The sequence below is a fragment of the Pantoea sp. CTOTU49201 genome (assembly GCF_032054795.1).
In the GTDB taxonomy this organism is placed as follows: domain Bacteria; phylum Pseudomonadota; class Gammaproteobacteria; order Enterobacterales; family Enterobacteriaceae; genus Pantoea; species Pantoea symbiotica.
In genome coordinates this window covers 1-2253 of record NZ_DAMBSA010000567.1, presented here as the reverse complement: position 1 = coordinate 2253, position 2253 = coordinate 1, and the positions used below count along the sequence as shown (strand labels likewise).

The following is a 2253-nucleotide window of genomic DNA, read 5'->3' as shown; positions in this document are numbered from 1 at the left end:
ATGCGCATCACCATTGGCATGTCGTGTTCAATCAGCAACACGCTGATGCGATGGTCGGCGCGCAGACGATGCAGAATTTCGCTCAACGCCTCGGTTTCCACCGGATTCAGCCCAGCAGCCGGTTCATCCAGACAAATCAGCTCCGGGCGCGTACACATGGCGCGCGCGATCTCCAGCCGCCGTTGCTGACCGTAAGAGAGCGTGCCCGCCAGGCGGTTGGCGCTGGCGACCAAATCGACGTTTTCGAGCCAGTAGAAAGCGCGATCCAGCGCGCGATTCTCCGCTTCACGGTAGCCGCGTGTGTTCAACACGCCCGCCAGCAGCTGGCGATTGACCTGCATATGCTGCGCTACCAGCAGGTTCTCAATCACCGACATCTCGCGGAACAGCCGAATATTTTGGAAAGTACGCGCCAGCCCGGCGCGATTCACCAAATGCGCGCCGCCAAACATCTTGTACCAGAGCCGCGAGCCGAGCCGGGTGGGATTGATCCAGTCGCCCGCATGGATTTTCTGCCCCAGCACCTGAATCACATCGGTGCTGCGCTGGTTGGCGTTGAGCACAATGCGTCCGCCGGTGGCGCGATAGAAGCCGGTCAGACAGTTAAACACCGTGGTTTTACCCGCGCCGTTGGGGCCAATCAGCGAGGTCACTGAACCGCGCTCCACCGCCAGGCTGACATCATTCAGCGCCTTGATGCCGCCAAAGCGCATCATCAGATTGTTCACTTGCAGAATGGCATCACTCATGGCGCACTCCTTTTCGCAGCGGCACGCCGACGCGTGCGGTGCGCACCAGCCCGCGCGGCCGCCAAATCATCATCAGCACCATCAACATGCCGAACAGCAGTACGCGGTATTCGGCAAAGCTGCGCAGCAGTTCCGGCGCTACCGTCAGCACAAACGCCGCCAGCACCACGCCAAGCGTCGATCCCATGCCGCCGAGCACCACAATGGCGAGAATCAGCGCCGACTCAAAAAAGGTGAACGAGGTAGGATTAACGAAGCCCTGATAGCTGGCGAAAAACACCCCAGCAATGCCCGCTGTTGACGCGCCCAACATAAAGGCCGAAAGCTTCACCAACACATGATTAAGGCCCATTGCGCGGCAGGCAATCTCATCTTCGCGCAGCGCTTCCCAGGCGCGACCAATCGGCATGCGCGTCAGGCGATGCTTGATCCACAGCACCAGCAACACCACCAGAACCAGCACTACGTAGATGAAGATAAACTTCATATTTGGGTTGTAAGTGACATGCAAAAACTCGTGATACGGCACGCCGCCATCGCGCGCGCGGCGGGCAAACTCGAGGCCAAAGAAGGTTGGAGACGGCACAGAAACCCCGTTTGGACCGCCAGTAAAGGCCACCCAATTGGTCAGCACCAGACGAATGATTTCACCAAAGCCGAGCGTAACAATCGCCAGATAATCACCGTGCATACGCAGTACCGGGAACCCAAGCAGCGCACCGGCAAAAGCCGCCAGCAGCGCCGCCAGCGGCAGCATGCTCCAGAAACCCAATCCAAGATATTGATAACCGAGCGCCAGGCCGTAAGCACCGATGGCATAAAAGGCGACGTAGCCGAGATCGAGTAATCCGGCGAGGCCGACCACAATATTCAAGCCCAACCCGAGCAGCACATAAATCAGGCCGAGAATCGCCACCGTCAGCAGATATTTGCTGGAGAGGAACGGAAAGGCCAGCGCCACGATCAGCAGCAGCGGCAATATCCAGCGCAAACGCGAACGATAGCCGGGCTCACGAACGTAAACACCGTCATCGCTGCTGGCAAACTTGCGCATAATGCGCTGACCGAAAGGCGCGTGCAGAAACACGCTAAACAGCAAGCGCCCCGCCATCACCACCGTCACCAACAGCGCCACGCGCTGTGGCGACAGTTTGAAGCTGTAACCGTCGAGCACCACGCCAACAATCGGACCAAATACCACCAGCGCCACCAATCCCGCCAGCAGCGTGTCGAGCAGCGCCTGGCGCAGAGGACTTTGCGTCATTGCATTCATCGGGGCTTCCTCACACTTTAGCGACCAGCGGCCGTCCCAGCAGTCCTTGCGGGCGGAAGATCAAAATCACCACCAGCAGCGAAAACGAGAACACATCTTTGTAGTCAGAATTCACCATCCCGGCGAACTGCGCTTCCGCGACGCCCAGCAATAATCCGCCAAGCATCGCGCCCGGCAGCGAACCGATGCCGCCGAGCACCGCAGCGGTGAACGCTTTGATGCCAATGATAA

The 2253-nt window shown here is 59.0% G+C and carries 3 protein-coding genes; all 3 read right to left on the bottom strand.

Annotated elements, in window-relative coordinates:
• Positions 1-749: ATP-binding cassette domain-containing protein (locus RTY00_RS23845; protein ID WP_312666620.1), on the bottom strand; the 749-nt coding region annotated here is incomplete at its 3' end.
• Complete coding sequence (livM, locus tag RTY00_RS23840; RefSeq protein WP_312666619.1) at positions 742-2022, bottom strand: high-affinity branched-chain amino acid ABC transporter permease LivM; 1281 nt, start codon at positions 2020-2022, stop codon at positions 742-744. The genes livM and RTY00_RS23845, both read right to left, overlap by 8 nt.
• Positions 2023-2032: 10 nt before the next feature.
• The coding region (locus RTY00_RS23835) for an ABC transporter permease subunit (RefSeq protein WP_409519168.1) at positions 2033-2253 on the bottom strand (221 nt) is incomplete at its 5' end.